This is a genomic window from Sporacetigenium mesophilum DSM 16796 (genome assembly GCF_059569055.1).
Genome location: NZ_JCANUR010000012.1, coordinates 57,224 through 83,121 on the forward strand (window position 1 = coordinate 57,224; position 25,898 = coordinate 83,121).

Below are 25,898 nucleotides of genomic sequence, written 5' to 3' on the forward strand. Positions count from 1 at the left end.
ACAAATCTATATATTTGATAAATATAAGTAAGTTTGATAATATATAATGTGTATATATAATATGGAGGTAAGATTATGGGCATGATTCATAAATTTTCAATGAACGGATATAACATAGTAATAGACGTAAACGGTGGAGCTGTACATGTAGTAGATGATGTTGCTTATGACATACTTAATTACTATAAGGAAAAACCATTAGATGAAATCGTAGATATACTTAAATCAAAACATAATGAAGAAAGAATAAATGAAGCATATATTGAGTTAAAGAATTTAGAAAATGATGAGTTATTATACTCTAAAGATGAATATATAAATCATCCTAGCTTTATAAATAGAAAACCTGTTGTTAAAGCTTTATGTTTACATATTGCACACGATTGTAATCTAAAATGTAATTATTGTTTTGCTGCTCAAGGAGATTTTGGTGGAGCAAAGGAACTTATGAGTTCAGAGGTTGGAAAGAAATCTATAGATTATCTAATAGAAAACTCAGGAAGTAGAAGAAATTTAGAAGTTGATTTCTTTGGTGGAGAACCACTTATGAACTGGGAAGTTGTTAAAGAATTAGTTGAGTATGGAAAAGAAATAGAAAAAGAATATAATAAAAATATAAGATTTACAATAACTACAAATGGTGTATTATTAGATGATGAAAAAATAAAATACATAAATGAAAATATGCATAACGTAGTACTGAGTCTAGATGGAAGAAAAGACGTTAACGATGGGATGAGACCTACTTTAAACGATAAGGGAAGCTACGATATAATAGTTCCTAAGTTTAAGAAGTTAGTAGACGAAAGACCAAAGGATAAGTACTATTATATAAGGGGAACTTTTACTAGACAAAATCTAGATTTCTCTAAAGATGTACTTCACTTTGCAGATTTAGGATTTGGACTAACATCTATTGAACCAGTAGTAGATAGTGAAAATAATCCATATGCATTAAGAGAAGAAGATTTACCAAAAATATTTGAAGAATATGAAAATTTAGCTGTTGAATATGCAAATAGACAATTAGGTGAAGATAAATTTAAATTCTTCCACTTTATGATAGATTTAAATCAAGGACCTTGTGTCATAAAAAGACTTTCAGGGTGTGGAGCAGGCTCAGAATATATGGCTATAACTCCAACTGGAGATGTTTACCCATGTCATCAGTTTGTAGGAAATGAAGATTTCAAACTTGGAAATATAATGGGAGAGTTAAATATACCAAAGGATTTACAAAATGAATTTAGAAATGCACATGTATATAACAAACCTGATTGTAAGGAATGTTGGGCTAAATTTTATTGTTCAGGAGGTTGCCACGCTAATGCATACAACTTCAATGACGATATACTAAAACCATATAAAGTTGGGTGCGAAATGCAAAGAAAGCGTACAGAATGCTCTCTTATGGTACAAGCAAAACTTATGACGGAAGGTGAATAATATGATAAAGGGGTACGAAGGAAAAAATCCAGATATACACGAAAGTTGTTTTGTAGCAGACAGTGCAGACATAATAGGGGACATTAAAATAGGTAATAATAGTAATATATGGTATAATGCTGTTTTAAGGGCAGACGGAAATCCTATAAATATAGGAGAAAATACAAATATACAAGATGGAACTATAGTACATATAAACAGATTTACTGGAACTACTATAGGAAATAATGTAACTATAGGGCATAACGCTATAATACATGCATGTACTATAGGAGATAATACTTTAATAGGTATGGGAGTAATAGTACTTGATGGAGCTCAAATAGGAGAGTTTACATTAATAGGAGCAGGCAGTTTAGTTCCTCCAGGCAAAATCATACCTTCAGGTGTATTAGCTATGGGAAGTCCTATTAAAGTAGTAAGAGAATTATCTGAAGAAGAAAAACAAGACCTAACAAAATCTGCAATAGATTATGTTGCATTTGCCGAAAATCATAAATAATATTTATTATAAAACAAGGGCAATATATTAATATTGTCCTTATTTTCGTAATAAGAAATTTATGATTTATATAAGAGGTGTAGCCGTGATTAGAATAAGTTATAAAAACTTAAAAAGATATAAAGAAATAGCTTATATATTTGTAAAATATGGATTTTCATATATAGTTGAAAAACTTAATATGGAAGGAATAGCTTACAAAATCCCTATAACTAATCCTCCGGAAGAAATAAAAAATATGTCTACTGGAGAAAGGATGAGAAAGGCATTTGAGGAATTAGGCCCTACATATGTGAAGTTAGGACAAGTACTTAGTACTAGAAGTGATTTATTAGATCAATCTATAATAGATGAATTAGCCAAACTTCAAGACGACGTACAGCCTTATGATACTGAAATTGCAAAAAAAATATTCAAAGAAGAAACTGGAATTGATATAAACGATGCATTTATAGAGTTTAACGACAAGCCTATAGGAGCGGCATCTATAGGGCAAGTATATGAAGCAAAATTAAAAAGTGGAGAGCCTGTTATAATAAAAATTCAAAGACCTAATATAGAATCTAAGGTCAAAGCTGATTTAGAAATTATGAGCAGTTTAGTACAATCTATAAATGATATTTATAAGGATTCAATATTTGAATTTGATAAATTTGTAGAGGAATTTGAAAATCAGCTTTTTAGAGAATTAGATTATAACTTTGAAGCTAGAAATGCAGAGAAGTTTAGAAATATATTCAAAGAAGATAAAACCGTACATATACCAAGGGTATTTATGGAGTATTCCACAAAGAGAATTTTGGTTTTAGAGCAAATAATAGGCTTAAAGGCAAACGATATAGACACAATGAAATCTATGAATTGGGATATGAAAAATATATCAGACATAGGTGTTAAATCATTTCTTAAACAAGTATTTGAACATGGATTTTTTCACGCAGATCCTCATCCAGGAAATATATTTGTTGTAAGCAATAATTGTATTGCTTATATAGACTTTGGAATGGTAGGGATAATAGACAATACAACACTTACTTTGTTAAATGATATGTTTATAGCAAGTGTAAACAAAAACATAGATAGAATTATATACATTTTAATGGAATTAGATTCTATAACTGAAGATACTCATATACCTACATTAAGACATGAGTTATCTTATCTTATACATTATTATTATGATATTTCAATTGAAAAGGTAAGTTTATCTAACCTATTTAATGAAATATTTAGATTTGCAAGAAACAATAAATTAAGCCTACCTTCTCAATTTGTAATGTTGGGAAGAGCTATAATGACACTAGAAGGTACAGGAAGACTGATAAATCCCCAATTTTCCATAGGGAGTGTAGGTCAAGATTTTGCAAAAGAATATTATTTAAATAAGTTCAAGCCTAAAAATATACTATTAAATTCAAAAAACTATTTAGATGAAATTATAAGTGATATAAGAACTTTGCCAAAACAACTTAGAACGATACTTAGAAGTGTGGAAAAAAATGAATTAAAAATTGGAATAGATGAAGTAAGATTTTCTACACTTGAAAACAATTTGACTTCTATGGCAAACAAACTATCTGTAAGTGTTGTTTTAGCAGCTTTAATAGTTGGTTCTTCTCTTATAATATCTTCAGTAAATGTACAAAACAACAGATTGATACAAATGTTGGCAGGAACAGGATTTTTTATATCGTTTATGATGGGTTTATATTTGGTAATATCGATAATACGTTCTCAATATAAACAAAAATAAATATAAAGGGTGGAGAATTTATGTTTTACGACAAAAAATGGACTTTAAAACATAAAGGTAATGTTAAAAAAGATGTACTTTGTGATAAATTAGATATTTCCCCGGAAATAAGTCAAATTTTGAAAAATAGAGGAATAAATGATGAAAAAGATGCAGATATATTTATGAATCCTTCTTTAGAACATCTTAACGATCCATTTTTAATGAAGGACATGAAAAAGTCTGTAGATAGAATAAAGAAAGCTATTGAAAATAATGAAAGAATATGGATATATGGAGATTACGACGTAGATGGCGTTTCATCTACTTCAATACTATACATTTACTTTAAATCTATAAATTACAATGTAAACTACTATATACCAAATAGATTAGAAGAAGGTTATGGACTAAACAAAGAAGCACTAGAGAAAATAATAGAATCTGGATGTGACCTAATAATAACAGTAGATTGTGGTATAACATCAGTAGAAGAAGTGGAATTTGCTAAAAATTCTGGGATCGATGTTATAGTTACTGACCATCATGAATGTCAAGAAAATATTCCAGATGCTTATGCAATTATAAATCCAAAGCAAGAAGAATGTAATTATCCATTTGAACCACTTTGCGGATGTGGGGTAGCTTTTAAACTTATTCAAGCCCTTACTCCAAAAGATGAATTTGAAATATCTATGTACAATTATTTAGAAATAGTAACATTTGCTACAATATGTGATATAGTCCCACTAGTTGGAGAAAATAGAATAATAGTCAAAAATGGCTTAAATTTAATGAAAAATGGAAATAATCTTGGTATAAAGTCTTTAATTAAAATATGCGGAATAGACACTAATAAAATAAGTTCATCTCATATAGGATTTTCTCTTGGACCTAGAATAAATGCCTCAGGAAGGTTGGGATTCTCTTATTTAGGAGTTCAATTATTTACATCTCAAAATGAAGAAGAAGCTATGGAATTAGCTATGTTACTTGAAGAAAAAAACAATGCACGCCAAATGATAGAGTCAAAGATGTACAAAGAAGCTGAAGAAATAATAGCTAATGATCCTAGGTATATAGATGAAAAGGTACTAGTTGTGGCAAAGGAAAATTGGCAACATGGAGTAATAGGTATAGTGGCATCCAAACTCACAGAAAAATATTATAAACCTACTATATTATTAACTATAGAAGAAGGTGAAGGAAGGGGTTCCGCTAGATCTATAAAAGGATTTAGTATATTTGAAGCTTTAGTAGATTGTTCAGATTTATTAAATAGATTTGGTGGACATGAACAAGCTGCAGGACTTTCACTTGATGAAGAAAAAATAGAAATCCTACGACATAAAATAAATGAAAAAGCAGAGTATAAGTTAAACGATGAAGATATGGTAGAAAATATAAATATTGAGTTGGAGTTAAATGAAGATGTAGTAAGCTTTGAGTTAATAGATGAACTACATAAGCTAGAACCCTTTGGTATGAATAATCCATCTCCAAGATTTATAATGAGAGATTTAGAAATGATAGATATAAGGTGTATAGGAAAGGAAAAACAACACCTTAAATTTACAGTAAAGAAAAAATACGAGTATGACTGTATTGGTTTTAATATGGCTTACGTAGCTTCAAAGTTTAGATCTGGAGATAAAGTCGACCTATTGTTCCAAGTAGATGAAAATAATTATATGGGAAATAAAAAAATACAATTTTTATTAAAAGATGTGAGAATGTCTTATCCTAAATATATAAACAAAAATGAGGAACTATCCAAGTTAATAGAATACATAAGACCTAAAGAATTTAATTATAATGTATATAACGATATTAATATAAATGGAGATGAAGATATAAATATTTTTAATCATATAAATGAAAATACTCTTATACTATGTAATTCAATAAAAGGACTATGTAGATCATTATCAGATATTTCACTTACGGGATATGATTATAGTTTGAATTTTAATATTATAGATGAATATAAAAATAATGTAGACGTTATCTTTTTTCCTTATATTGATAAAATAGACATAAAAAGATATAATAATATTATTCTGTATGATTACTTATATTCTTTAGAGGAATATTCGTATATATATGATGAGATAAAAGACAAAAATAACATAATAAAATATTACAAAAAATCTGATATAGCGTATACTGACAATATAGTACATAATATAATTCCAGATAGAAATGATTTTGTAATTATTTATAAAAGTTTGATGGGCCAAAAGTATATAGATATAGAATATGTAAATATAAGAGAAAAATTTAATATTGATAGTATAAAATTTTTAAATATTTTAAGAGTATTTAAAGATTTGAATTTAATTACTTATGAAAATAAAAATAATTTTATACATATAGAAGCTATGCCAAAGCCAAATTTAAAACTAGATTTAAATAGCAGCCAAAGCCTTCAAGTATTGAATAATTTTAAACAAAAATATGACATAATAAAAAAATAAGCTATTAGGAGGAGTAAGTGATGGATTTAAGAAATTCAATAAGAGAGATAGAGGATTTTCCAAAACCAGGAATAAATTTCAAAGACATAACTACATTATTACAAGATGGAGAAGCATTTAAATATGCAGTAGACCTTATAATATCAGATTTAAGAGATAAGAATGTAGATATTATAGTTGGACCTGAAGCTAGAGGCTTCTTAATGGGAACTCCAGTTGCTTACGGGTTAGAAGTAGGTTTTGTTCCAGTTAGAAAACCAGGCAAATTACCTGGGGAAACTGAAAGTTATGAGTATGGATTAGAATATGGAACTGATACTCTTGAAATACATAAGGGATCTATTAAGCCAGGGCAAAGAGTTGCCATAGTAGACGATTTATTAGCTACAGGTGGAACTATGGAGGCTGCTGCAAAGCTAATAGAAAAGCTAGGTGGAGAAGTGGTTTCTATGCAGTTCTTAATAGAGTTAGATTTCTTAAATGGTAGAGATAAGTTAGGTAACTATCATATAAACTCTTTAATAAAATATTAATTTTATATATGAAAATAGTTGGTTATGCTGCCAACTATTTTCGCATATTTAAATATAAATTTAAGTGTAACAAATTTTGAGCAACAGACCATTTTCTCAAGGTTGTTGGCGATATGAACGTAGTGAATCTTATATTTTGAATAGATAGGTGGTAGTATGCAGGATAAAAATCTAAAATATTTATTAGAAAAAATAAAAAAATATGCTCCTAATAGCGATTTAGAAATAGTAGAAAATGCTTATAATTTTGCAAAAGAATCACATGAAGGCCAATATAGAAAATCAGGAGAGCCTTATTTCATCCACCCAGTTGCTGTTTCAAATATATTAGCAGATATGGAATTAGATATTCAAACTATAATTGCAGGCTTGCTACATGATGTAGTTGAAGACACTGATTATACATATGAAGACATAGTAAAAAGATTTGGAAAAGAAGTAGCAGATTTAGTAGACGGGGTAACAAAGTTAGGACAAATAAAATACCAATCAAAGGAAGAAACTCAAGCAGAAAACCTAAGAAAAATGTTTTTGGCAATGGCAAAAGACATAAGAGTAGTACTTATAAAACTAGCTGATAGACTTCATAATATGAGAACTCTAAAGTTTATGTCTCCTGAAAAAGCAAAAGAAAAGGCAAAGGAAACTTTAGAAATATACGGCGGCATAGCTCACAGATTAGGTATATACAAAATAAAGTGGGAATTAGAAGATTTAGCACTTAGATATATAGACCCTGAAGGTTACTATGAATTAGTAGATAAAATAGCAAAAAAACGAAGCCACAGAGAAGCGTATATAACAAAAGTAGTAGATATATTGACTAAAAAATTTGATGAAGTGAGTATAGATTGCGAAGTTTCAGGTAGGCCTAAACACTTTTATAGTATATATAACAAAATGCACACAAAATACAAAAGTTTTGAAGAAATATATGATTTAATGGCAGTTAGAGTTTTAGTGGATTCTGTAAAAGACTGTTATGCTGTACTTGGAATGGTACATACACTATGGAAGCCCATACCTGGAAGATTTAAAGACTATATAGCTATGCCTAAACCAAATATGTATCAATCTCTACATACAACTGTTATAGGCCCAGATGGAGAACCTGTGGAAATACAAATAAGAACAGTGGATATGCATAAAATCGCAGAATATGGTATAGCAGCCCATTGGAAGTATAAAGAAGAAAAAGCTCCTAAAAAGCAAGCTACCCTTGATGAAAAACTATACTGGCTAAGACAAATGATGGAGTGGGAAAAAGATTTAAAAGATCCACATGAATTTATGGATGCTTTAAAAGAAGACGTATTTAATAGTCAAGTTTATGTATTTACTCCAAAGGGAGATGTAATAGAACTTCCTGCTGGATCTGGTCCTATAGATTTTGCATATAGAGTTCATACAAATGTAGGTAATAATTGTGTAGGAGCAAAGGTAGATGGCAGAATAGTTCCCCTAGATTATACACTCCAAAATGGAAATATAATAGAAATATTGACTTCATCGAATTCAAATGGACCAAGTAGGGACTGGCTAAATGTTGCCAAAACCCCAAATGCAAAAAGTAAAATAAGACAATGGTTTAAAAAAGAAAGAAGAGAAGACAATATAGAACGTGGAAAAGGTACGCTTGAAAGAGAGTTAAAAAGACAAGGATATAATCCAAACGAAGTATTAAATGAAAAATATCTTTCTGTTGTAACTAAAAAATTTAATCAACCTACAACAGATGATTTATATGCAACAATAGGATATGGCGGAATTATAGCATCACAAGTTTTAGGAAAATTAAAAGAGTTATATGAAAAAGATAATGCAAAAAAATTACCAGAACAACCCACAGTAAAAAGTTTAACTGAACAAGAGTATAAGAAAAAGAGAAAAATAAATTCTCAAGGAGTAGTTGTAAAAGGTGTAGATAATATATTAGTTAGATTTGCAAAATGCTGTAATCCACTTCCAGGAGATAAAATTGTGGGATATATAACTAAAGGAAGAGGCGTTGCTGTACACCGTTTAGATTGCCCTAATACAATGATTGAAAATACAGATTTCAAAGATAGAATAATAGAAGTTCAGTGGAATATAGCCAAGCCTGTAAAATTTGAAGCTGAGATACAAATAAGAGCAATAGACAAAAAAGGTATTATAAGCGAAATAACTCATTTAATAGCTAATGACAAAATGGGATTAAGTGGAATAAATGCTAGGACAAGTAAAGACAGGATAGTAAGTATAAATTTACTACTTGAAGTTGATGATATAAACGAATTAAACAATCTTATGAAGAGATTAAAAAATATGCAAGGAATAGAAGATGTCTATAGGGTTATAAACTAAAGAGGAGGGTTCTTATGAGAGCAGTTGTTCAAAGAGTTGTATCTTCAAAGGTTTCAGTAGGGGATGAGACAGTAGGAAATATAAATAGAGGGCTTTTAGTATTATTAGGAGTAACACATGACGATACATCAAAAGATGTAGATTATATGGTTGATAAAATAGTAAACTTAAGAATATTTGAAGATGAAAATGATAAGATGAACTTATCTGTAAGAGATATAGAAGGAGATTTAATGGTAGTTTCTCAATTTACACTGTATGGAGATTGTAGAAAGGGAAAAAGACCTAGCTTTACAGATGCAGCTAAACCAGACTTAGCTAATAAACTATATGAAGAGTTTGTAGAAATTGCCAAACAACATGAACTAAGAGTTAACACTGGAAGATTTCAAGCTCACATGCTAGTTGAAATAGCCAATGATGGACCAGTTACAATGTTAATAGATTCTAGGAAAGAGTTTTAGGGGGAAGTATTATGATATTAGAAAGAAGAAATGTAGGAATATATGGAGTTAACTGCTATATACTTGGAGATGAGGATACAAACAAGGGGGCTGTTATAGACCCTGGCGGAAGCGTAGAAGAGATACTTAAAACAATAAGAGAACATGAATTGAATATAGAATATATAATATTAACTCATGCACATGGTGACCATATAGGTGGAGTACCTCAATTAAAGAATTTAACAAATGCTAAGGTTATTGCACATAAAGATGAAAAAGAATTGTTAAATGATAAAGAAAAAAACTTAACATCTACAATGAGCTGTGGAGTAGTAGAAATAGATGCCGATGAGTATGTAAAAGACGGTGAAATTCTAAAGTTGGGAAATTTAGATCTAAAAATAATCCATACACCAGGACATACTCCAGGAGGTATGTGTATATTAGTAGATAATATTATGTTCTCAGGAGATACTTTATTTGCAGGAAGTATGGGAAGATGTGATTTGTTTGGCGGAAATTATGATGAAATGCAAAAATCACTTAAAAAACTTTCAAAATTAGATGATGAGATAACTGTATTTTCAGGACATGGACCTGCTACAAGACTTGGCGTAGAAAAAGTTACTAATCCTTATATGGTATAAAATACAAAGGAGTAGTTTAAATGATAAATGTATTACTAAGAAATCACGATTATAAATACGAAATTGGTGAATTAATAAAGTTATTTACAAGTGAATTCAAATTTATAGAAGATGAATATGACAAAAATAACTTAATAATAAATACTTTAAACTTAGATAATGAAATTATAAAGTCAAATACTTATTATTATGAAAATGGAATACTCACGCTATCCCATGAAGAAGAATGTAATTTATATAATCAAAATGACTTTGAAATAAAAAAACAAGTAAAAAGTGTTATAAAAAGAAGTATATTTAGTGTTTTAGATAAAATATATAAATCTTATGTTCCTTGGGGTATTTTGACTGGCATAAGACCAGTTAAAATACTTCATAACCTTATTGATGAAAACAAAAGTGATGATGTAATAAGAGATATATTAAAAAATAAATATTTTATAAAAGATGAAAAAATAGATTTATCTCTAGATATAGCTAAACGTGAGAGAAAATTCATATATCCAGTAGATCAAAATAAGATATCCTTATATGTAAGTATACCATTTTGTCCAACTAGATGCGTATACTGTTCATTTCCATCAAATTCACTTAAACAATATGGTCATTTAAAAAGAGAATATGTAAATGCTTTAAAAAAGGAAATAGTAGGATTATCACAAATAGTTAAAGATACAAATAAAGAAATAGAAACACTATATATAGGAGGAGGAACTCCTACAACATTAGATGAGATAGAAATGGATATGCTGATTTCATCTTTATATGAAAACTTTGATTTAAGTAATATTAAGGAATTCACAGTGGAAGCAGGAAGACCTGATACAATAACAAAATCTAAGTTAGAGGTTTTAAAAAACCATGGAGTTAGTAGAATAAGTATAAATCCTCAAACTATGAATGACGATACATTAGTTAAAATAGGAAGAGACCACAAAGTAGCTGATATAATATCTAAATTTTATGAAGCAAGAAGCTTAGGCTTTGACAATATAAATATGGATATAATATTAGGCCTTATAGATGAAGATATAAATATGGTGCAAAATACTCTAGAACAAATAAAAAAACTAAGTCCAGAGAATTTAACAGTACATACAATGGCTATAAAAAGAGCATCTAATTTAAAAGAAAATCTAGATAAGTATGAACTAACTAGATATGAAGAAATGATAAAAATGATAGATTTATCAATGGAATATTCTAATAGTATGAATCTCAATCCATATTATATGTACCGTCAAAAACATATGTTAGGTAATCTTGAAAATATAGGATATGCTAAGGACGGATACGAATGTATATATAATATGCAAATAATGGAAGAAAAGCAAAGTAATTATGCTCTAGGTGCAGGTTCTATATCTAAATTTGTGTATTTAGATGAAGATAGAATAGAACGAGTAGACAACGTAAAAAACGTAGAGCAATATATATCTAGAGTAGATGAAATGGTAGAAAGAAAAAAGAAGGAGGTTTTTAAAAATGTTGACTAAAGCTCCAAGAGGAACTAAAGATATTAATCCGTCTGAATCTTATAAATGGAACTACGTTGAGACTACATATAGAAAAGTATGTAGTTTATTTGGATATGAAGAAATAAGAACTCCTATATTTGAACATACAGAATTATTTCAAAGGGGTGTAGGAGAAACAACTGATATAGTACAAAAGGAAATGTATTCTTTTCAAGACAAGGGCGGAAGAGAAGTAACATTAAAGCCAGAAGGAACAGCACCTGTAGTTAGATCTTTTATAGAAAACAAAATGTATGCAGATACACAACCTACAAAACTATTTTATATAACACCTTGTTTTAGATATGAAAGACCACAAGCAGGTAGACTTAGACAATTCCACCAGTTTGGTGTAGAAGCCTTTGGAAGTGACTTACCGTCTATAGATGCTGAGGTTATGGCATTAGCAGTTACATTTTTAAATAAGGTTGGACTTAAGGATCTAGAGCTTAGGATAAACTCAGTAGGATGTCCAACTTGTAGAAAAGAATATAATGAAAAATTAAATGAATACTTATCATCTAAAATAGATGTTTTATGTGATACATGTAAAGAAAGATCTGTAAAAAATCCTATGAGAGTAATAGATTGTAAAAATGAAACTTGTCAATCTAACCTTACTGACATACCACTTATGATAGATAATATATGTCCTGATTGTAGTGACCATTTTGGAAATGTAAAAGAATATCTAAGTGCAATGGATATAAATTTCATAGTAGATCCTAAAATAGTTAGAGGTCTTGATTACTATACAAAAACTGCATTTGAAATAATATCTGAAGATATAGGTGCACAAAGTACAGTTTGTGGTGGTGGAAGATACGACGGACTAGTTGAGCAATTAGGTGGACCAAAGATAAGTGGTATAGGTTTTGGTATGGGTATAGAAAGGCTATTATTAACTTTAGAAAACAACAATATAGAGATAAAAAATCCTAATTCTATGGATATATTTATAGTTACTATAGGAGACAAAGCTAAAAATGAAAGCTTTAAGATATTAAAAGATTTAAGAAACAGCGATATATCAGCAGACAAAGACCACTTAGACAGAAGTGTAAAGGCTCAATTTAAGTATTCAGATAAAATAAATGCAAAATACACTATAGTTATAGGTGATGATGAGTTAGACAAAGATATGGTATCTCTTAAAAATATGTCTACATCAGAACAAAACACTATAAAACTAAGTGAAATAGTAAAAGAACTAAAAAATAGATTGTAATATTTGGAGGGAGTAACTTGGAAAATTTAAATGGACTAAAAAGAACCCATTACTGTGGGGACTTAAGAGAAAGTAATATAGATGAAGAAGTTGTACTTATGGGATGGGTACAAAAGAAAAGAAATTTAGGTGGATTAGTATTTGCTGATTTAAGAGATAAAAGCGGAATATGCCAAATAGTATTTGATACTGAAGTTAGTCAAGAAGCTTTTGAAAAAGCAGAAAAATTAGGATCTGAATATGTTATAGCTATAAAAGGTAGTGTTAAAGAAAGAGAATCAAAAAACCCTAATTTACCTACAGGAAATATAGAAATATTTGCCTCAGAACTTAGATTATTAAATAAATCTGAAACACCACCTATATACATAAAAGATGATGATGATGTATCAGAAAACTTAAGACTTAAATATAGATACTTAGATTTAAGAAAGCCATCAATGCAAAAAAATCTTATATTAAGACATAAGGTTTCTAATATAGTTAGAAATTATTTATCTGACAATGGATTTTTAGAAATAGAAACTCCATTTTTAACAAAGCCAACTCCAGAAGGAGCAAGAGATTATTTGGTTCCAAGTAGAGTTAATGAGGGTAAGTTCTATGCATTACCTCAATCACCTCAAATATTCAAGCAGTTATTAATGGTTTCTGGTATGGACAGATATTTCCAAATAGTTAAATGTTTTAGAGATGAAGATTTAAGAGCTGATAGACAACCGGAGTTTACACAAATAGACTGTGAAATGTCTTTCGTTGAAATAGACGATATAATAGATATAATGGAAAAAATGCTACAAGTTATATTCAAGGAAACGTTAAATGTAAATATAGAATTACCTCTTCCTAGAATGCCATACAATGAAGCTATGGATAGATTTGGATCAGATAAGCCAGATATAAGATTTGGATATGAAATCAAAAATGTATCAGATATAGTGTCAAACTCTGACTTTAAGGTATTTAAAGATACAGTATTAAATGGTGGAAGTGTAAGAGGTATAAATATAAATAAAGGTGCTGAAAGCTTTACAAGAAAGCAAATATCAGCATTAGAAGAATATGTTAAAACTTATGGAGCAAAAGGTCTTGCATGGATGAAGTTAGGTGAAAATGAAGTAACGTCACCAATAGCAAAATTCTTTAGTGAAGAAAAATTAAATGAAATAATAAAAGCTATGGATGGAGAACCTGGAGATTTACTTTTATTTGTAGCAGATAAAGAAAATGTTGTACTTGATTCACTTGGACATTTAAGACAAGAAGTTGCGAAAAGACTTAATATACTAAACAAAGAGGAGTACAAGTTATTATGGGTAACTGAATTCCCATTATTTGAACGTGATGAAGAAGAAAATAGATATGTTGCTAAACACCATCCATTTACATCACCTATGGATGAAGATTTAGATAAATTAGATAATGAAGATAAAGATTCATTAAGAGCAAAGGCTTACGATATAGTTCTAAATGGATTTGAAATAGGCGGAGGAAGTATAAGAATATACAATTCTGATATTCAAGAAAAAATGTTTAAAGCATTAGGATTTAGCCAAGAAGAAGCATATGAAAAATTTGGATTCTTATTAGATGCATTTAAATATGGAACTCCTCCACATGGTGGTATAGCATTTGGTTTAGATAGACTTGTAATGTTACTTGCTGGAGAAGAAAACATAAGACAAGTAATAGCATTCCCAAAAACTCAAAACGCATCGGACCCAATGACTAATGCACCAAGTTTTGCAGAAGACAAGCAATTAAAAGAACTTAATATAAAAGTTGATATGCCAACTGAATAATAAAATTCGCTACGCTCATTTCGCCAACGACCTTGAAAATGTGGTCCGTTGCTCAAATTTAGTAGTAGGAAGTTGAGGTTGTAATTATTTACAGCCTCTTTTTTTGATTACAAATTACTATAAATAATGTATAATTATAATATGATATCATTTTAGGGGGAACATATGGATAAAAAATCATTTAATGAAATTGGATTGTTTACAGTGGTATTTGGGGTATTATATTTAATAGGTAAATTTATACTTCCAGATTTATTCAATGTACCTATGTATAATGTAATGGTATTATATATACTAGGAATATTAAATATTATAGCGAGATATGTATTAGTAAACTTAGTTGCTAAATATAACATACAACAAAGAAATGCTATGCTTATAAGAAACCTAACACTATTATTTTCATTATTGATATATTATGTATTAACATAATTAAAGAGGTGAATAAATGAAACAGTTATCGGATGAAAGTAAAAAAAGTAAAGAATCTATAACTAAAAGATTAAATAGAATAGAAGGACAAGTAAAAGGAATACAAAAAATGGTGGAAGAAGATAGATATTGTGTAGATGTTTTGGTTCAAATAGCAGCAATAAGATCAGCAATAGACAAAGTTGGTTCTATAATACTAGAAAACCATGTAAGAGGATGTGTGGCTAATAGTATAAAAGATAATAAAGAACAAACAGAAGTAATGGTAGATGAACTTATGGACACAATACTTAAATTCATGAAATAGGAGGACTATTATGAGAAATACAGGGATTATAGTAGAAACGCTAGATCATAATATAGCTAAACTACGAATGAAGCAACATTCGGCTTGTGCAGAATGTGGTAAATGTCACACAGAAAGTGAAAGTAAAGATCTTATAGTAGAAGTAGACAACAGTGTAGGCGCTAAACTAGGGGATTTTGTAGAAGTAGACTTAGAAGCTGCAAATGTGTTACAAGCTGCAGCTATAGCGTATCTAATTCCACTAGTATCTCTTTTAGTAGGAGTCATTGCTAGTTATCAAGTATTAAGCATGATAGGATATAATGGGTCTATGGAAATAGCAAGTGCAGTAGTAGGTTTTATTACTATGTCAATATCTTATATAATTATAAAAACTAATGATAGTAAGTTTAAGCAAAGTAAAAAGTACATGCCAATTGTAACTGATATAGTACAAAGCAATGGCATACCTTTAAATATATAGTAAAAAAGTTGCTAATTATTAGCAACTTTTTTTGCTTTTATTGATTTAAAAGATTTGGCTATTGAAGAAACTAGTATAAGAGCTAGTGATATAGCTCCTGCTACTAATGCAGTTGTAATTCCAGTTGATATTGCAAGATCATAATTTTCTTGTATAAAATATGCCATTGTGTTGTACATACCAAGTCCTGGAACTAAAGGAATTATTCCTGGTATAACAAATACTATAACTGGTTTTTTATCTATTCTTGCAAATACTTCTCCTAGTATTGCAACTATACAAGAAGCTATAAAGTTAGCAAATATAGGACCATCGGTTAATGTATTTATATAAATATAAATAGTCCATCCAATGGCTCCTGTTATACCTGTATAATGTATAGACTTTTTAGGTACATTAAAAAATAATGAAAAACCTATAGTAGCCATAAAAGAATATAAAAAATGTAAATATAAAGGAATATCTTTCATTATACTACCCCTCCTAGCTTAACCCATAATTGAAGAACTGCACCAACACCAGTTGCTATAGATACAGATATTACTGCAGCTTCAAATGCCCTTGTAACTCCAGATATTAACTCTCCAGATATTAAATCTCTTACGCTTTTAGTCAAAGAAACACCAGGAAGAAGAGGCATTATTGAACCTACTATAACCATATTAGGTTCATTTATAATATTTATATCGGTAAACATAATAGCACAAGATGCAATAAAACAAGATGCTGCTAATGTGGCAAGAAATGGTACTTCACTTACGCGAGATATTCTTTCATAAAATATTAGTGCCAACATAGATACTACAAAAGTAATAATAAAATCTATAAAATTTCCTCCTAATAAAAGTGCAAAAAAAGCACTACCAAGACCTGTGGAAGTTAGAGATATTTTTTTATTATTTATATATGATTTTTCTATACCTTTTAGTGTTTCTATCGATTCTAAAACATCCATATCTACATTAGATACAAAATCCCTTGAAAAACTATTTATTGCAGATATCCTATCTAAATTTATTCCACGAGTTCTAATGGTTTTCATAAATGTTATACCATCAAATCTCTCGTCTGATATTATTATAACTGTAGGAGATGCAAACACATTTACATGTTTAAAACCTCTAGAATTACATATTCTAAGTAATGTATCTTCGACCCTATAGGTTTCAGCCCCATTTTTAAGCATTAACTCACCTGTAAATAAAGCAAGTCTGAATATATTTTCTTTGTATGTTCTAATAGAATTATCGTCCTTCATAAAATCACCCCGCTTATTCAAATCTATAATATTATATCAAATATATTTCTTTAAATGTTCAAATATAAGTAAAAATAAAATTATTACAATTAAATTAACATAGGAAAAATTTAGTATGCATAATTATATTATGTGCGTATATTTAAAATTTAATTTATATAAAAATCAAAGGGGGTTTTAGGTATGTTTAAAAATCTAAAAAACAATGACCCAGAAGTTTATAATAGTATACAAAGAGAAATAGTGAGACAAAATAGAAATTTAGAATTAATAGCTTCTGAAAATATAGTTTCTATACCTGTTTTGGAAGCTATGGGAAGTCACTTAACTAACAAATACGCTGAAGGTTATCCTCACAAAAGATATTATGGAGGATGCGAACATATAGATGAAATAGAAAATTTGGCTATAGATAGAATAAAAAAAATATTTAATGCAGAACATGCAAATGTTCAACCTCATTCAGGGGCTAATGCAAATATAGGTGTATATTTTGCTGTACTTAAACCAGGAGATAAAGTAATGGGAATGAATTTATCTCAAGGTGGTCACTTAACACATGGATCACCAGCTAATATATCAGGTCAATATTTTGATTTTACTGAGTATGGTGTAACAAAAGAAGATGGATTAATAGATTATGATATGGTAAGAAAATTAGCTCATGAAGTTAAACCAAAATTAATAGTTGCAGGGGCTAGTGCATATCCAAGAGAAATAGACTTTAAAAAGTTTAGAAAAATAGCTGATGAAGTAGGGGCTATGCTAATGGTAGATATGGCTCATATAGCAGGTCTTGTAGCAGCGGGTCTTCATCAAAATCCATGTGATGTTGCAGATTTTGTAACTACTACAACTCATAAAACATTAAGAGGACCTCGTGGAGGATTAATATTATGCAAAGAGGAATATGCAAAGGCTATAGATAAAGCTATATTCCCTGGAATACAAGGAGGTCCACTAGAACATATAATAGCAGCAAAAGCTGTTTCATTTAAGGAAGCACTAAGTCCAGAGTTTAAAAAATACCAAAATCAAATAATAAAAAATGCTAAGGTACTAGCAAGTGAATTAATTAATAGAGGTTTTGACTTAGTAAGTGGTGGAACTGATAACCACCTAATGTTACTTGATTTAAGAAGTAAAAATATAACAGGAAAAGAAGCAGAAAAAAGACTTGATGAAGCATTTATGACAGTAAATAAAAATGCTATACCATTTGACCCAGAAAATCCATTTGTAACTAGTGGTGTAAGAATAGGTACTCCTGCAGTTACAACTAGAGGGATGAAAGAAGAAGATATGAAAATAATAGCTGAGGCAATAGATTTGGCCATTACTTATAACGATATATCAAAAGCCCAAAAATTAGTTGTAGATTTAACTGATAAATTCCCTTTATATGAAGAGTACGAAATGGTACACGTTGAATAATAGTATATGAATAGGTATAATAGAGTTGAAGGATTTCAACTCTATTTTTATATTAGAGGAAATTTTAATTTCCAACTTATAAATTTGAGCAACGGACCTGCTCTTCAAGGTCGTTGGCGATATGAGCAAAGCGAATTTTTTGGGGGTTATTTATGAATGGGAAAATATATATTAAATTAGTACAAACAGTATTACAACATTTAGAAGAAGGTATACATTTTATAGATAAAGATGGAAATACAATTATATATAATGAAGCTATGTCTATACTGGAAAAAATGAGTAGAAAAGAAGTTTTAAATAAATCATTTTTTGATGTATTTAAAGACTTAGATAATGAAAGTAGTACTCTTATTAAAGCTCTTCAAAGAGGAGAAATGACAAAAAATAATATACAGACCTACTTAAACAAACATGGTAGAGAAATAACCACTTTAAATACAACAATGCCTATAGTTATAGACAATGAACTAATTGGAGCTCTGGAAATATCAAAGGATATAACTAACATAAAGGAATTATCGGACAAAGTAGTTAAATTGCAAAGTAATATTCAAGATGTACAAAAGTTAGATGATAAAATTAAAAAATATACATTTGAAGATATAATAGGTGAAAGTGAAGAGTTCAAAAAAGCAATAGAGCTATCAAAAAAAGCATCTAAAACACCTGCAACTGTTCTTATATACGGAGAAACTGGAACAGGGAAAGAACTTATTAGTCAAGGAATACACAACTTAAGTAATAGGTCTCATATGCCTTTTATAGCTCAAAATTGTGCAGCTCTTCCAGAAACACTTCTTGAAGGTATATTATTTGGAACTACAAAAGGTGGATTTACAGGAGCTATAGATAGGCCAGGTTTATTTGAACAAGCAAATGGAGGAACATTGCTATTAGATGAAATAAACTCCATGCCAATACAATTACAAGCTAAACTTCTAAGAGTTCTTCAAGAAGGATATGTAAGGAGAGTTGGGGGCACAAAAGACATTCCTGTAGATGTTAGGATAATAACTACTACAAACGAAAGTCCAAAGAATATATTAAGTGAAGGTAAAATAAGAAAAGACCTATACTATAGACTAAATGTAATACTAATAGAAATACCACCACTTAGAAAAAGAGAAAAAGATATATTACTTTTAGCAAATAACTTTATAGATAAATATAATAAAAAATTAAATAAAAATATATATGGGTTTTCTGATAATGCAAAAAAAATTCTTATGAATCACAGTTGGAATGGAAATGTTAGAGAACTTGAAAATACTATATATTCTGCTATGAGTATGATAGATAAAGAAGAAATAATAGATAGTAATATGTTAAATATACACAATTCGTATGAAGAAAATAATAGTAATAATAAATTAAAAGAAAATAACAATATAGATCATATAGAAATTCAAGAAAAATGTTTTATAAATGAATTAGATATAAATGATAGGACCTTAGGAGAAGTAGTAGAGGAAATAGAAATAAAGCTCATAAAAAATGCATTAGAAACAGAACATTATAATGTAAGTAAAGCAGCTAAGAGATTAGGGATAAAAAGACAATCTCTTCAATATAAATTAAAAAAGTATAATTTAGAATAAAATCATATAAGAAGAGCAAAATATTTTGCTAAAGTGCCGAAAAATATGCACTTATGCAAAATATTTTGCTCTTTTTTCTTTATATTATTTATATTCTGAAAATATAGAATAATTAGAATGTGGTAATTTCAACGTTTATAAAAAATCAAAAAAGTTTGGCATAATAATTGCTAAATATAAAAGTGTGAAAATTAAAAATATACTTTAAAATATATGATTTGATGGAGGTACATAAAATGGAAAGAAATATAAGAGTAGGTATTTGGGGATTTGGAGCAATGGGAAGTGGAATGGCTCAAATGTTATTAAAGAAAAAGGGAATAGAAATAGTAGCAGTTTGTGATAGAAATACAGAAAGAATTGGAAAAAGTATGTACGATGTACTAGAAACTGAAAGAGGAGATAGACCAGAAGTTATAATAACTTCTAATCCAGAAGATGCTTTTGTTGAGAAAAGTGCAGATATAGCTTTATTAGCTACTGATTCTTTTACAAAAAATGCTTTTGATAAAATAAAGTTCATATTAGAAAAAAAGATAAATGTAATATCTACAGCTGAAGAAATGGCTTATCCTCAAGCACAACAACCAGAATTAGCAGAGCAATTAGACAAAATAGCTAAAGAAAATGGAGTATCAGTACTTGGAACAGGTATAAACCCAGGGTTTGTACTAGATTTATTAATATTAGCTTTAACAGGAACATGTGAAGAAGTTAATCATATAAAAGCTTCAAGAGTAAATGATTTATCTCCATTTGGCCATGCAGTTATGGAAGAGCAAGGTGTTGGAGTTACTAAAGAAGAATTCGAAAGAGGAGTTAAAGATGGTTCTATAGCAGGGCATGTTGGCTTCCCAGAATCAATAAGAATGATAACTGATGGTATTGGTTGGAACTTAGATAAAGTTGATCAAACTAGAGAACCAATAATGTCAACTGTTGATAGAAAGTCTAAATACGCTGATGTAGCAGCAGGTAATGTTGCTGGTTGTCGTCAATGTGGATATGCATATGTTGATGGAGAATTAAAAATAGAAATGGAACATCCACAACAAATACTACCTCATTTAGAAGGTCAAGGAACAGGAGATTATGTAACTATAAGTGGAACTCCAAATATAAACTTACAAATAACTCCTGAAATACCTGGAGGAGTAGGAACAATAGCTATGTGTGTTAACTCTATACCACACGTTATAAATGCTAGACCAGGTCTTAGAACAATGTTAGATATACCAGTTCCAAGAGCTATGATGGGCGATGTTAGAAAATTAATAGAAGTAGAATTAGAAGAATTAGCAAATGCTTAATATATCAAATGAATTAAAGGAAGTGAATATAATGAAAGCTAGCAAAGGAGATTGGGTCGTAGTACATAATATTGTACTTAATTCTATAGATAGAGCTCCACAAGTTCCAGAGGACACTAAAAATGTTCCTTTGGAAATGTGGGTTAAGGGATTTATACATAATGATGCTAACTTAGGTGATGAAGTTAGAGTTACTACTATAACAGGAAGAGAAGTAGATGGAAAACTAGTAGATATAAATCCTTATTACACACATGATTATGGAAAGTTTGTTCCAGAAATATTACAAATTGGCCTTCAGGTAAAAGAAGTATTATTTGGAGGTGACAGCAATGAGTAAAGATATGAGTTATGTAGGTGTTCTGTCTAGAAGAAATGAAATAATGAAAAATGCAATAGGAATAGATTATGAAACTTTTGAATCAGGTTCTATATCATTTGATTATGAAAGAATGATGAAGGAAACGGGATATACACTAGAGGAAATGCAAGAAATTCAAGGGAATTATGCTGTGGGTAATACTCCAGTAATAGAACTTAAAAACTTAACAGCCCTTGCAAGAAAAGTAGCTCCAAAAGGTAAGGGTGCAAGAATATTTGTAAAAGATGAGGCATCAAATGCTTCTGGAAGTTTTAAAGCAAGACGTGCAGCTAATGCTGTATACCATGCAAAAAAACTTGGATATAAAGGTGTTATAGCTGCTACTAGTGGAAATTACGGTGCTGCAGTTGCATCACAAGCCGCTATGCAAGGTCTTAAGTGTATAGTAGTTCAAGAATGTTACGATAGTAAAGGTGTAGGTCAACCTGAAATAATAGAAAAAGCTAGAAAGTGTGAAGCATATGGCGCTGAAGTTATTCAATTAACAGTTGGTCCAGAATTATTTTATACATTCTTAAAGTTATTAGAAGAAACTGGATACTTCAATGCATCACTTTACAGTCCATTTGGAATAGCTGGTGTCGAAACTCTAGGATATGAATTAGCTGTACAATTTAGAGAAAAATTAGGTAAAGATCCAGATGTAGTAGTTTGTACTAATGCAGGTGGAGGAAACTTAACTGGTACAGCAAGAGGACTTATAAAAGCAGGGGCAGTAGATACTCAAATAGTTGCAGCAAGTGTTAACTTAAGAGGACTTCATATGGCTTCTGATGAGCAATTTAATAAAAAATCATTTACAACAGGACACACTGGATTTGGTATGCCATTTACTACATGGCCAGATAGATCAGATGTTCCAAGATCTGCTGGAAGACCACTTAGATATATGGATAGATACGTTACTGTAACTCAAGGTGAAGTATTTTATATGACAGAGACATTAGCACAATTAGAAGGTATTGAAAGAGGTCCTGCTGGAAATACAGCACTAGCTGCTGCATTTGCAATTGCGCAAGAAATGAATGAAGATCAAATAATAGTAGTTCAAGAAACTGAATATACTGGAGCTGGTAAACATATACAGCCTCAACTTACATTTGCTAGAGAAAATGGAGTAGAAATAAAATTTGGAAATCCAGAAGATGAGATACCAGGTACTAATATAATATTACCTTCTCATCCAAGTTTAATAAAAGTTAAAGACTCAGATATGGATAAAATAAGAAAATCTTATATTAAAAACTGTATAGAAAATAACAAAGCTACAGATGTAAATGAAGAGGATATAGAATTCATGGTTAAAGATTCTAAGAGTTCTAGAGATTTTGTAATAAAAGTATTAAATGAATTAAATGTAAATTACGCAATTAATCAAAATGCATAAAATATGGGGGTGTTTTGTATGATAAAGAGAGCAGATGACTTTGAAATAAGAAGACAACATTTAGCTGATTTAAGTGAAGAAGAATTACATGAGAGATTTTGGAAACTTGCAGAACAAGCAGTGGAGCCATTATTAGATCTTGGAAAGAAAAATACATCTCCTTCTATAGAAAGATCAGTACTTTTAAGAATGGGATTCTCATCACTTGAAGCTGCACCTATAGTTGAAGGTGTTATAGATAGAGGGTTAATGGGTAAAGGCGCTGGACACGTAGTTTATAAGTTAGCAAAAGAAAAAAATATTTCAATAAGAGAAGCTGGAGTTGCATTAAGTGAAGGTAAGTACTGGGACGAAGTTGTTGAAATGTTCAAAGGAGGTGCTACAGCATGCTTATAAAAGAAAATGAAAAATTAAACATAGAAAGTTTACTTAAAGATTTAGATAAATATGAGCCAAAAAGAAGAGGTTGGACTTGGAGAAAAGCTGAAGAAGGATTAAAGATGGGACCTTTTGAATATACTAACTGTTCAACTCCACTTAAAAATAGTATAGGATTACCATCAGCTAAATACTTTGACAACATAGATCCACAACCACAACCTGTTATAACTACAGAAATAGCTTCTGGAAGATTTGAAGATGATATAAGAAGAATGAGAATGGCTGCATGGCACGGTGCTGACCATATAATGGTTATAAGAACTGCAGGACAATCTCACTTTGATGGTCTTATAGAAGGAACTCCTCAAGGTATAGGTGGTGTTCCTATAACAAGAAAGCAAGTTAGAGCTCAAAGAAAAGCATTAGACATAATAGAAGATGAAGTAGGAAGACCAATAAACTACCATTCTTATGTAAGTGGTGTTGCAGGTCCTGAAGTTGCTGTTATGTTCGCTGAGGAAGGTATAAATGGAGCGCATCAAGATCCACAATATAACGTATTATACAGAAACGTTAACATGATAAGATCTTTTGTTGATGCTTGCGAAGCTAAAAACATAATGGCATTTGTTGATATGGCCCAAATAGATGGAGCACATAATGCAAATGCTACTGCTAGAGAAGCGTGGAAGGTTATGCCAGAGTTAATGGTACAACATGCCCTAAACTCTATATTCTCAGTTAAAGTTGGAATGAAAAAAGAAAATATATGTTTATCAACAGTTCCACCAACAGCTCCACCAGCTCCATGCTTAAAATTAGATTTACCATATGCAGTAGCTTTAAGAGATGTATTTTCTGAGTACAAAATGAGAGCTCAAATGAATACTAAGTATATGGAATCATCAACTAGAGAAGCTACAGTTACTCATGCTCTTAACTTATTAACTTCAATGCTTACAAGAGCTGACATACAATCAACAATAACTCCTGATGAAGGAAGAAACGTTCCATGGCATATATACAACATGGAAGCTTGTGATACAGCTAAACAAGCTTTAGTTGGTATGGATGGATTAATGGATATGGTAGAACTTAAGCCATCGGGATATTTAAGAGATAAAGCAAGAGAAATAAAAGAAAGAGCAGTATTATACATGGAAGAAATACTAGAAGTTGGGGGATACTTCAACGCTGTAGAACAAGGATTCTTCGTTGACTCAGGATATTATCCAGAAAGAAATGGAGATGGTATAGCAAGAAAGATAGATGGTGGTGTAGGTGTAGGCACTGTTTATGAAAGAGATGAAGATTACTTTGCTCCAGTAACTGCTCTATACGGATACAATAATGTATCTCAATATAGTGAAAGTGATAGTCCATCTTCTTTAATAGGAGGATGTACATTTGAAGATAGAAGCAAAATAGTATATATAGATGAATTAGATCCACAAGATAATGTTAACGTTAGATTAGAAGAAAATAGAGAATACAGAGAATCTTCTAAAATAAAACCTGAAGTTGAATGGTCTGCTGATGGAACAGTACTTCTTACTATGTTCTTACCAACAGATAAAAGAACAGCAGAATTCGCATCTATTGAATTTGCTAAAAAGATGAATTTAGAAGATATAGAAGTTATACACAGAGAAATAATGCATCCAGTTGAAGGAACTAGAATAGAATTGAAAGGTAAGGTTCCTTTCTCAGTAGATTTAAATGATTTAGTAATACCTCCAGAACCAAAAATGTTAACTGATGAAGAAATAAGAGCTGATATTGAAGCAAATCCACTTAAAATAGTTGCTGGAACAGTTGGAGAAGATGAACACTCAGTTGGACTTAAAGAAATAATAGATATAAAACATGGTGGTATAGAAAAATACGGTATAGAGGCTCATTACTTAGGAACTTCTGTTCCAATAGAAAAACTAGTAGATGCTGCTATAGAATTAAATGCTGATGCTATACTTGCATCAACTATAATAAGTCATGATGATACACACTACAAAAATATGAGAAGAATACACGAATACTGTGTAGAAAAAGGAATAAGAGATAAAATAATGATAGCTTGTGGTGGTACTCAAGTAACTCCTGAAATAGCTGTTCAACAAGGTATTGACGCAGGTTTTGGTAGAGGAAGTAAGGGTGTTAACGTAGCTACATTCTTAGTAGAAAAAAGAAGAGAAATGAAAGCTTTAGCTCAAGGTTAAAAATAAATAAAGTACTAATTAAATATAAGGTGCCTTAGGGCACCTTTAAGT

At 30.1% G+C, this 25,898-nt stretch carries 23 protein-coding genes; 21 read left to right on the plus strand and 2 right to left on the minus strand.

The annotated features are described in order from the left end of the window. Window positions 1-75 precede the first annotated feature (75 nt). The 14 genes from scfB (at window position 76) to BS62_RS10535 (ending at window position 15,878) form a co-directional block, all read left to right on the plus strand. The gene (scfB, locus tag BS62_RS10470) at window positions 76-1,446 is read left to right on the plus strand and encodes a thioether cross-link-forming SCIFF peptide maturase (RefSeq protein WP_496491218.1); all 1,371 of its coding nucleotides are present in this window, start codon (window positions 76-78) and stop codon (window positions 1,444-1,446) included. 1 nt (window position 1,447) lies between these two features. Then, on the plus strand, window positions 1,448-1,948 hold the full coding sequence (locus BS62_RS10475; RefSeq protein WP_496491219.1) for a gamma carbonic anhydrase family protein: 501 nt from the start codon (window positions 1,448-1,450) through the stop codon (window positions 1,946-1,948). An 85-nt stretch (window positions 1,949-2,033) separates the two neighbouring features. Beyond that, a complete protein-coding gene (locus tag BS62_RS10480) occupies window positions 2,034-3,701 on the plus strand; it encodes an ABC1 kinase family protein (RefSeq protein ID WP_496491220.1) in 1,668 nt (555 codons plus the stop codon). A 20-nt stretch (window positions 3,702-3,721) separates the two neighbouring features. Then, window positions 3,722-6,157: a single-stranded-DNA-specific exonuclease RecJ gene (recJ, locus tag BS62_RS10485; RefSeq protein WP_496491221.1), complete on the plus strand. Its 2,436-nt coding sequence runs from the start codon at window positions 3,722-3,724 to the stop codon at window positions 6,155-6,157. Between the two features lie 20 nt (window positions 6,158-6,177). Next, window positions 6,178-6,690 carry an adenine phosphoribosyltransferase gene (locus tag BS62_RS10490; protein WP_496491222.1) on the plus strand — a complete coding sequence of 171 codons (513 nt, stop codon included), beginning with the start codon at window positions 6,178-6,180 and terminating at the stop codon, window positions 6,688-6,690. A 156-nt stretch (window positions 6,691-6,846) separates the two neighbouring features. Then, entirely contained in the window at window positions 6,847-9,036 is a 2,190-nt protein-coding gene (locus BS62_RS10495; RefSeq protein ID WP_496491223.1) for a RelA/SpoT family protein, read from the plus strand. A 14-nt stretch (window positions 9,037-9,050) separates the two neighbouring features. After that, window positions 9,051-9,500, plus strand: coding sequence for a D-aminoacyl-tRNA deacylase (gene dtd, locus BS62_RS10500; RefSeq protein ID WP_496491224.1), 450 nt, complete (start codon window positions 9,051-9,053; stop codon window positions 9,498-9,500). Between the two features lie 11 nt (window positions 9,501-9,511). Beyond that, window positions 9,512-10,129 carry an MBL fold metallo-hydrolase gene (locus BS62_RS10505; protein ID WP_496491225.1) on the plus strand — a complete coding sequence of 206 codons (618 nt, stop codon included), beginning with the start codon at window positions 9,512-9,514 and terminating at the stop codon, window positions 10,127-10,129. 20 nt (window positions 10,130-10,149) lie between these two features. Further along, window positions 10,150-11,625 (plus strand): coproporphyrinogen dehydrogenase HemZ, encoded by a 1,476-nt coding sequence (hemZ, locus tag BS62_RS10510; protein ID WP_496491226.1) that lies wholly within the window; start codon window positions 10,150-10,152, stop codon window positions 11,623-11,625. Continuing rightward, window positions 11,615-12,874, plus strand: a complete 1,260-nt coding sequence (hisS, locus tag BS62_RS10515) for a histidine--tRNA ligase (RefSeq protein ID WP_496491227.1) — start codon at window positions 11,615-11,617, stop codon at window positions 12,872-12,874. The genes hemZ and hisS overlap by 11 nt, the downstream gene beginning before the upstream one ends. A 17-nt stretch (window positions 12,875-12,891) precedes the next feature. After that, on the plus strand, window positions 12,892-14,676 hold the full coding sequence (gene aspS / locus BS62_RS10520; RefSeq protein WP_496491228.1) for an aspartate--tRNA ligase: 1,785 nt from the start codon (window positions 12,892-12,894) through the stop codon (window positions 14,674-14,676). A gap of 165 nt (window positions 14,677-14,841) precedes the next feature. Further along, window positions 14,842-15,108, plus strand: coding sequence for a hypothetical protein (locus BS62_RS10525; protein WP_496491229.1), 267 nt, complete (start codon window positions 14,842-14,844; stop codon window positions 15,106-15,108). A gap of 16 nt (window positions 15,109-15,124) precedes the next feature. Beyond that, on the plus strand, window positions 15,125-15,415 hold the full coding sequence (locus BS62_RS10530; RefSeq protein WP_496491230.1) for a metal-sensitive transcriptional regulator: 291 nt from the start codon (window positions 15,125-15,127) through the stop codon (window positions 15,413-15,415). A gap of 10 nt (window positions 15,416-15,425) precedes the next feature. Further along, window positions 15,426-15,878, plus strand: a complete 453-nt coding sequence (locus BS62_RS10535) for a SoxR reducing system RseC family protein (protein ID WP_496491231.1) — start codon at window positions 15,426-15,428, stop codon at window positions 15,876-15,878. 11 nt (window positions 15,879-15,889) lie between these two features. On the opposite strand, the gene BS62_RS10540 is transcribed toward BS62_RS10535, so the two are convergent. Further along, the gene (locus BS62_RS10540) at window positions 15,890-16,348 is read right to left on the minus strand and encodes a threonine/serine exporter family protein (RefSeq protein WP_496491232.1); all 459 of its coding nucleotides are present in this window, start codon (window positions 16,346-16,348) and stop codon (window positions 15,890-15,892) included. Continuing rightward, the gene (locus BS62_RS10545) at window positions 16,348-17,136 is read right to left on the minus strand and encodes a threonine/serine exporter family protein (RefSeq protein WP_496491233.1); all 789 of its coding nucleotides are present in this window, start codon (window positions 17,134-17,136) and stop codon (window positions 16,348-16,350) included. Before BS62_RS10545 ends, BS62_RS10540 begins: the two co-directional genes overlap by 1 nt. Window positions 17,137-17,319: 183 nt before the next feature. On the opposite strand from BS62_RS10545, the gene glyA reads away from it, so the two are divergent. The 7 genes from glyA to oraE all read left to right on the plus strand — a co-directional run bounded on the left by glyA (window position 17,320) and on the right by oraE (window position 25,847). Further along, complete coding sequence (glyA, locus tag BS62_RS10550; RefSeq protein WP_496491234.1) at window positions 17,320-18,570, plus strand: serine hydroxymethyltransferase; 1,251 nt, start codon at window positions 17,320-17,322, stop codon at window positions 18,568-18,570. A 152-nt stretch (window positions 18,571-18,722) separates the two neighbouring features. Then, window positions 18,723-20,171: a sigma-54 interaction domain-containing protein gene (locus tag BS62_RS10555; protein WP_496491235.1), complete on the plus strand. Its 1,449-nt coding sequence runs from the start codon at window positions 18,723-18,725 to the stop codon at window positions 20,169-20,171. A gap of 236 nt (window positions 20,172-20,407) precedes the next feature. After that, the gene (ord, locus tag BS62_RS10560) at window positions 20,408-21,481 is read left to right on the plus strand and encodes a 2,4-diaminopentanoate dehydrogenase (protein WP_496491236.1); all 1,074 of its coding nucleotides are present in this window, start codon (window positions 20,408-20,410) and stop codon (window positions 21,479-21,481) included. A 31-nt stretch (window positions 21,482-21,512) separates the two neighbouring features. Further along, entirely contained in the window at window positions 21,513-21,821 is a 309-nt protein-coding gene (gene ortA, locus BS62_RS10565) for a 2-amino-4-oxopentanoate thiolase subunit OrtA (protein ID WP_496491237.1), read from the plus strand. Then, complete coding sequence (gene ortB, locus BS62_RS10570; RefSeq protein ID WP_496491238.1) at window positions 21,814-23,250, plus strand: 2-amino-4-oxopentanoate thiolase subunit OrtB; 1,437 nt, start codon at window positions 21,814-21,816, stop codon at window positions 23,248-23,250. The genes ortA and ortB overlap by 8 nt, the downstream gene beginning before the upstream one ends. An 18-nt stretch (window positions 23,251-23,268) precedes the next feature. Then, the gene (locus BS62_RS10575; protein WP_496491239.1) at window positions 23,269-23,646 is read left to right on the plus strand and encodes an ornithine aminomutase subunit alpha; all 378 of its coding nucleotides are present in this window, start codon (window positions 23,269-23,271) and stop codon (window positions 23,644-23,646) included. After that, window positions 23,637-25,847 carry a D-ornithine 4,5-aminomutase subunit OraE gene (gene oraE, locus BS62_RS10580; protein WP_496491240.1) on the plus strand — a complete coding sequence of 737 codons (2,211 nt, stop codon included), beginning with the start codon at window positions 23,637-23,639 and terminating at the stop codon, window positions 25,845-25,847. Before BS62_RS10575 ends, oraE begins: the two co-directional genes overlap by 10 nt. Window positions 25,848-25,898: the final 51 nt, after the last annotated feature.